This is a genomic window from Microcystis sp. LE19-131.1A (assembly GCF_027532015.1).
In the GTDB taxonomy this organism is placed as follows: domain Bacteria; phylum Cyanobacteriota; class Cyanobacteriia; order Cyanobacteriales; family Microcystaceae; genus Microcystis; species Microcystis ichthyoblabe_A.
In genome coordinates this window covers 1-6,973 of sequence record NZ_JAPZSS010000293.1, presented here as the reverse complement: position 1 = coordinate 6,973, position 6,973 = coordinate 1, and the positions used below count along the sequence as shown (strand labels likewise).

Here is a 6,973-nt window from a genome sequence, read left to right as displayed (position 1 = left end):
TCTCGGCTGGTGAGAGAGAGTCTATCTTTCTCTAAAAAAATGGAGAATCACGTTGGGGAACCCTTTGGTATTTTATCCATGACTACAATGCACAGCAAAGCAAAGGATTAAGCCGCCATCACTACTACCGAATCACCACCGAAGTCTTAAATTAGGGGCGATTTCGCTATGTTTTTAGAGTGCGATCGCTTTTTTTGGACATTCCACATTTTTATTGATCTTTGTTAGAGTGACGATCTGGGTAATGGCTTTGAGTTGATTGGAGAACTAACCGAAATAGAGATGATCGCCGTCAACTTCCTTTTTACAGTTCATTTGGAAACCTTATACAAGGTTGGGTTATGGTTCTAGTTGGGAATTGCCAATAGTTCAATAGTAACGGAACCGCCTTCAATCGCCTGAATTCGCAAATCATAGCCTCGCAACAACCCCATCCCAATTAAAGGCACTGTTTCGGATTTATTGATGTCGATTGTGCGATACTCACCGTCCCAAATTACCCTCGCAATATAAACGTCGAAAATACAATAACTGCCATCTCCCAATGTTGCGATATCACGCCCCTTCCAGGTTAAATCTAGAACCGCAATAATACTAGAAGGCAAGGTCAAAAATCCTGAAAAACCTGTATCAATTACTGCATCCACGAGTTGCGTTTTAGCATCATTTTTCACGACCACTGGAAGGATGGCTCTTCTCGACTTTGTGTGATAATTTTTGCTTATGGAATCGTGAAATGTTGACGGAGAAAGACTTTTACGACTATTTTGCCGAAGAAACTATCAGTATAGGCTTCGTTTCCACACAGAAACCGGAAGAGCCGAAGGATTGCCTCGCAACTCTGATTTACCGAGCCATACATCATAGAGTTTCTCTCAAACTCCGTGCGCCAAAATGATAGACTGCCCGATGCCCAATTCGGATAAACCAAGTCTGAGCATTGGGATATTTGGCAAGGAGATGCTCTGATGCGGTTACGATGTCATCAGCCACTTCAAAGGCTCCAGTTTCAATGTCGATAGCGACAATTTTACCATGATTGCCTTCCTCGACTTGAGAACGAATCTGAGATTCATAGAGGTGGTTGCCACGTCTAGCAAATTCTTCTTTGCTGAAGATAAATTTACTCATGTTTATGTATTTGCTGACAGTCAGCCAGTAGATTATCTAGGAGTAGCGAGCTTCTCATTAGGTAAAGTTACTGGTCATGCAATTATCAGAATCGATCAAGTTTTTTATGCTTCTTGTAGAGGCAATCTTAGTATTAGTAGTCTATCTAACTTGATTGCCAACACGATTGCTCATGAGATTGGTCATACCTTAGGTTTAGATCACTCTGAATTGCCAACAGATGTCATGCACGATGGATTAGACTACACGACTCATGGTGCCATGCCCCCTTCATTTCACGCAGAGCAGATTAACCTGATGAACAGTGCTATTCGCAGATATAAGACTGAAGAATAATGTTAGTGCAATCGCACTTTATCAATAAAGTGCGATTGCTTTTTTGGGTTATAATAGTTAAAGACACGATAAATTGATTCAAGTCAAGCCCATGCCACTAACTCTTAATTTAACATCAGAAATCGAACAATATCTCAGCCAAAAAGCGACAGAGAAAGGTCTTTCTCTAGAAGTTTATGTCCTCAATCTACTTAGGGCTTGCTGAATAATGGTAAAACCCTTTTAAAATAAAGCTTTTGACCTGTTAAAGTCCGATGTTCATGCTGCGAAAATAGGATTGGGACTTTCAAAAACCTTGCATTATCCTTTTTGTAGTACATCGCTTGGTACAAAAAACAAGGGCAACAAAGCCTGAAACGACTGGCTACTGACTCCTGACTCCTGACTCCTGACTCCTACCCCCAGGAAAAACTTTTTCAGCAGACCCTACTTAAAGATACCATTTTAGAACAAGAAAAACAGACTAAACTGGTTAATTTACTTCAATCTTGGATTGATGAAGAAGATGAACAGGAACAAAAAGAAACAGGTGAATATTTAATCGAAGCACTCGATCAAGATCGCTTATCGGAGCGTCCTTTATTTCCGGCTGAATTAAAGGAAGTAACTTGGTGAATAGAGTAGTTTTATTAGAGGAACTTTATTGCAATAGAAGTGACACGAACCAAACGAGAAGATTATGAACAGGGATAAGTCAGAAATGGAAGATGATTTGCAGAAATGTTTCCTACTGCTGATGTGGTTAACGAAGCATTAAGATTTTTGCCCAGAGTAATGGGAGATAACAAAACTCTTGCTTCTACAGCACAGGCTAAAATGAATACTGAGTCCTGACAAGATGTAGTGCTAGATTGAGTATTTATCGAAAATCCTTATTCATCGCCTAAATAAGCTTCAATCACCGCAGGATTCTCCCTGACTGTGGCTGCATCTCCCAAAGCGATTAACTTACCGAAATCTAACACGGCAATGCGATCGCATAATCCCATCACTAAAGGCACATGATGTTCGATTAACAGGACGGTTAGAGCTAAATTATCGCGAATTTGTCGAATTAGCTGACTTAATGCCCCCTTTTCGCTGGGATTCATCCCGGCTGCTGGTTCATCGAGGAGTAATAACTGGGGTTGCAAAGCTAAAGCGCGGGCAATTTCCAAGCGTCTTTGATCACCATATGCTAAATTACGGGCTTTTCGATTGCTTTGGTCGGTTAGTCCGACTAAATCTAATAATTCCCCCGCTCTTTTGTAGGTTTTTTCCTCCTCCCTTCTCGAAACTGGTAAACCCAAAATTCCCGTCCAGAGATTGGATCTATTATGAATGTGACCAGCGATCGCTACATTTTCTAAAGCCGATAATTCACCAAATAAGCGTAAATTCTGGAAAGTACGGGCAATTCCCGCCTGAGCGATCTGGTGAGGACGATAATTAGCCAAACTGCAGCCTTGATAAATTAAATCACCACTGGATAGGGGAATTAAACCGGTGATCAGATTAAATAAAGTCGTTTTTCCCGCCCCATTGGGTCCAATTAACCCAAAAATCTCGTTTTTTTGTACCTGAAAGTCAACGCCATCAACAGCGACTAATCCCCCAAATCGACGGGTGGCTCCCCGCACTTCTAATAAATTTGCTTGCATTCTTGTTAATAGGTTAAATTAGTCTATCCTACTCGATCAAGACTATTGGAAGTAAAGATTTATCGGGCAATTATTTTGATTAGGAAATATTTTACACAATCCCCACCAGATAAGCAAGACGGCTGACCACTACTAGCGAATCACTACCGATAACGAAAAACTGCCATAATTGCAGCAATGTCCTCATCTAGCCAAAAGGCGATCGCTATTGATGAAAAATGACGCTAAAATTATCGATCTCGTCATCCGGCTGTTTTTTCTCGGCCTGTTGTTATTTGCTGGTTTTACCCTGCTGCGTCCCTTCCTAACCATGATCCTCTGGGGAGCAATTCTGGCGATCGCTTGGTATCCGCTCTTTCTCTGGTTAAAAAAGTTACTCGCTGGCCGGGCGAAACTGGCCACAGTTCTCCTCACCCTACTTTGTCTAGGGATTATTATCGGTCCGGTGAGTGGCATTGCAGCGGTTCTGGCCGGTAATCTGCGAACGATGGCCGAATATATCGATACTGGTGCGGTGCTGATTCCCCCTCCCCCCACCGATGTAGCCACCTGGCCGCTGATCGGCGAAAGGATTGCCAGTCTCTGGCAGCAGGCATCAGATAACACTGGTCAATTTCTTCAACGCTTCGAGCCACAATTAAAAGAACTGGGCAAAATATCCCTTTCCCTAGCCACCAGTACCGGTCTGACGGTGCTGAAATTTATCGCCTCGATTCTGATTGCGGCGGTCCTCACCCTCTCGGCTAAAAATCTGACTCACCTAATGAACCGGTTAGCGGAAAAGATTGCCCCAGGTCGAGGCATCGCGCTGGCCAGTCTAACCGCCTCCACCGTCCGCAATGTTAGCCGCGGTATTATTGGCGTTGCTATTATCCAGAGTCTTTTGATCGGCATCGGTTTAGTGACGGTGGGAACCCCTGCGGCAGGTTTATTAACTTTCCTCACCCTAATTTTGGGCATTCTCCAAATTGGCCCTGGTTTGATTGTCTTGGGGGCGCTCATTCACGCTTGGGTAACACTACCCCATTCCATCGCCCTATTATTTACCCTCTGGATGATTCCCGCCACCTTGGTGGATAATTTCCTCAAACCGATCTTAATGGGGCGCGGCCTGCCCATTCCCATGGTGGTGATTCTGCTAGGGGTGTTCGGGGGAGTGATCGCCTACGGGATTATCGGTTTGTTCGTCGGACCGGTTCTGCTCGGTCTCTGCTACGAGTTAGTCAGGGCTTGGATTGGCGAGGATAGCCCCGAATCGGTGGCCAATAGCCATGATCAGCCAATCTAAGGGCGGATAGAGCTAATTTTTACCTTAATCTTTCCAGGAAACTTAGGAAAAAAAGATTAATTTAGCCACGGTTCCGGTTAAGCAGATTGAGGTAAAAGTAGGCTCATCTAAAGGTAAGATTTCTTCAGTTGGTGACAACAAGCAATCAAACAGCAGAAACCAGACTGAAGTGAGGAGAAGGTTTGATTTAAGCAATAGGTATTGATTTGAATGTTGCGGCTGGTTTATTGTAAGAAGATAAAGGTGTATATTTGGCTGGTAATTAATAGAAAAATAAATAAAATTACTGATTTATATTTAAAAAATGTAATTCGCAAATCAGTTAAAAAACTATAAAAAATTTTACCAGTTATTGAACAAAAAATTACTTTTTATCCCCAAATATTACCCATTTATCGCCTCTGATAAACCTGATATATTATTAGTGTTAATAATTTTTATAATAAGTCTTGCTAGGCAAAGCTTTAAAGACTATTTTTTTGGAAAATTATTTCTATTCTTCTCCCTTCCACACAGAAACGATAAGAGCCGATTTATTCACTTAATTATCCTTTCTATAATTAGGCCACAGTTTTTGAAAAATAGTCTGAGTATTTACTCTGTTGATTGAGAAACCCTGACCGGGTAAGCTAAGACGCATTTACGCAACGCATTTTAACTGTGCCTCAAGGAGTAATTTAAATGCACAGGCAGCTTAATACTTTCACGTTTTTTAATTCTCAATAATACTGTTCTTATTGCGGTGACTAATCAGGCTCTTGGATAAATTAATTTAAGAAAAAATTTATTTTTTTGTTAAACTTGTCTATTTATAATCATAAGTAGATGAGAAATTTAGCCCTAAGGCAGAAAGGTTGGGCTAGTCCTTTTCCCTAACCATAAACAGAAAAAATCCAACACCCCCAAGTAATTGACCGATTAATTTTCGGAAAATGGGGTGTGCCTGGTGATTAAGACAACATAAGTAAGTTCCAATTTATCTAGTACAGATATGTCATCTCTAGCAGATTCTTTGAGTTTTGATGGAGCCTCCCCAATCACCTTTGATTTAACAGGTTCCGACGATTTAACTGTATCGAAGGAAACTTCTCCCTTAGCAGTCCTGAACTCTAACCCCTCCCCATCTACAGTATCCTCTGAGGCCCCCACGGTTTCGGCTTCCCCTGCTGCTACGGGTCAAGTGGACTTTCCCGCTATCCAAACCCTTCCCTCTCCATTGAAGACAGAGGGGAAGCTATTACAGAATACTGGGGAAAGCGTTGACGACCCTTTTCACGATATGGGTATGACGAAGACAGGAAGTAGCGCTCTGGGGGAAATGCTAACGTCCTCCAAGGTGGGGGGATTTTTGCCGAAAGCTTCTCTTTTTCTAGATCCCAATCCCAGTCGTTTTCGGGTTGGATTACCGACCAATTTCCTGACATCAACGGGACAAGTTAATTTTCCTACAAGCAATACTGTTATCAATGTTAATTACACAGGATTTACCCCAGCAGCGCAAACGGCCTTTCAGTTTGCTGTAGATATTTGGGAGAGTTTACTGGATTCTTCTGTGCCGATTAATGTTAATGCTTCCTTTGCTAATTTAGGTTCTAATATTCTGGGGCAGGCTGGGCCAGAGAGCTTCTTCGGGAATTTTTCAGCTGCCCCTCAAACAAATACCTGGTATCCCGTTGCACTAGCAAATTCCTTGGCAGGACAAGATTTAGATCCGACAGCAAGTGATATTGGAGCCGAGTTCAACAGTAACTTTAACTGGTATTACGGGTTAGACAACAACGTACCCACCAATCAAATTAGTTTTGTCAGTGTTGTTCTGCATGAACTAGGTCATGGTTTAGGTTTCTTGGGTTGGATGAACAATCAATCTGGCGTAGGCTCATGGGGATTCGGCACTGGTTTTCCAGGAATCTATGATCGTTTTACCGAAAATGGTTCTGGACAAAGTTTGTTGAATACGTCCCTATTTCCTAATCCTTCTACTGCTTTGGGCAGTCAGCTTACCAGTAACAACATTTTCTTTGATGGGTCTAATGCCAATGCGGCTAATGGCGGAAACCGAGTCAAGCTCTACGCCCCAAGCACTTGGAGTGGTGGATCAAGTTACGCTCACTTGGATGAAGTATTTAACAATACTCCCAACGCTCTCATGACCTATTCTATTGGTTTTGGGGAAAGTATCCTTAACCCTGGCCCTGTAACCTTGGGGTTGTTTAAAGACATGGGATGGAAGTTAGCGGGGTCTAGCACGAATCCCACCTTGGCGATCGCGGCAACCAATGCCAACCAAACGGAAGGGAATAGTGGTAGCAAAGCCTTTACCTTTACCGTTACTCGTGCGGTCAATACCACAGGGGCCAATAACGTCAACTGGGCAGTAACAGGCTCAGGAACCAGTGCAGCTAATGCCACTGATTTTGTGGGGGGAGTCTTACCTTCAGGAACCGTCAGTTTTGCGGCGGGAGAAACCTCGAAAGTGATTACCGTTAATGTTCAAGGGGATACCACCGTCGAACCTAACGAAAACTTTACGGTAACTCTCTCCAATCCCACCAACGGAGCAACGATTACCACTGCC

General features: G+C 42.8%; 7 protein-coding genes and 1 pseudogene. 5 read left to right on the top strand and 3 right to left on the bottom strand.

Features of this window, described 5'->3' with window-relative positions:
- Nucleotides 1–347: 347 nt before the first annotated feature.
- On the bottom strand, nucleotides 348–674 hold the full coding sequence (locus O9323_RS20750) for a clan AA aspartic protease (RefSeq protein ID WP_288125690.1): 327 nt from the start codon (nucleotides 672–674) through the stop codon (nucleotides 348–350).
- A gap of 29 nt (nucleotides 675–703) precedes the next feature.
- Here O9323_RS20750 and O9323_RS22785 point away from each other — a divergent pair, with 29 nt between their 5' ends.
- Nucleotides 704–898, top strand: a complete 195-nt coding sequence (locus O9323_RS22785) for a hypothetical protein (protein ID WP_149106960.1) — start codon at nucleotides 704–706, stop codon at nucleotides 896–898.
- On the opposite strand, the gene O9323_RS20745 is transcribed toward O9323_RS22785, so the two are convergent.
- Nucleotides 862–1,131 (bottom strand): hypothetical protein, encoded by a 270-nt coding sequence (locus O9323_RS20745; protein WP_130756512.1) that lies wholly within the window; start codon nucleotides 1,129–1,131, stop codon nucleotides 862–864. The genes O9323_RS22785 and O9323_RS20745 overlap by 37 nt on opposite strands.
- Between O9323_RS20745 and O9323_RS20740 the strand changes: the two genes are divergently transcribed.
- Nucleotides 1,036–1,467, top strand: coding sequence for a matrixin family metalloprotease (locus O9323_RS20740; protein WP_130756511.1), 432 nt, complete (start codon nucleotides 1,036–1,038; stop codon nucleotides 1,465–1,467). The genes O9323_RS20745 and O9323_RS20740 overlap by 96 nt on opposite strands.
- A 426-nt stretch (nucleotides 1,468–1,893) precedes the next feature.
- Nucleotides 1,894–2,082, top strand: a pseudogene (locus O9323_RS22780) (hypothetical protein); the annotation flags it as partial.
- Nucleotides 2,083–2,339: 257 nt separating this feature from the next.
- Here O9323_RS22780 and O9323_RS20735 read toward each other — a convergent pair.
- Complete coding sequence (locus tag O9323_RS20735) at nucleotides 2,340–3,107, bottom strand: ABC transporter ATP-binding protein (protein ID WP_004158303.1); 768 nt, start codon at nucleotides 3,105–3,107, stop codon at nucleotides 2,340–2,342.
- A gap of 211 nt (nucleotides 3,108–3,318) precedes the next feature.
- On the opposite strand from O9323_RS20735, the gene O9323_RS20730 reads away from it, so the two are divergent.
- Together O9323_RS20730 and O9323_RS20725 are read left to right on the top strand one after the other, a co-directional pair.
- Complete coding sequence (locus O9323_RS20730) at nucleotides 3,319–4,395, top strand: AI-2E family transporter (RefSeq protein ID WP_288125691.1); 1,077 nt, start codon at nucleotides 3,319–3,321, stop codon at nucleotides 4,393–4,395.
- Nucleotides 4,396–5,386: 991 nt separating this feature from the next.
- A partial coding sequence (locus O9323_RS20725) for a Calx-beta domain-containing protein (RefSeq protein ID WP_288125689.1) occupies nucleotides 5,387–6,973 on the top strand: 1,587 nt, incomplete at its 3' end.

Excerpts from the sequence above, each read along its gene's own strand:
- O9323_RS20740 (WP_130756511.1), top strand. The coding sequence starts at position 1,036 with ATGATTGCCTTCCTCGACTTGAGAACGAATCTGAGATTCATAGAGGTG.
- O9323_RS20745 (WP_130756512.1), bottom strand. The coding sequence starts at position 1,131 with ATGAGTAAATTTATCTTCAGCAAAGAAGAATTTGCTAGACGTGGCAAC.
- O9323_RS20735 (WP_004158303.1), bottom strand. The coding sequence starts at position 3,107 with ATGCAAGCAAATTTATTAGAAGTGCGGGGAGCCACCCGTCGATTTGGG.
- O9323_RS20730 (WP_288125691.1), top strand. The coding sequence starts at position 3,319 with ATGAAAAATGACGCTAAAATTATCGATCTCGTCATCCGGCTGTTTTTT.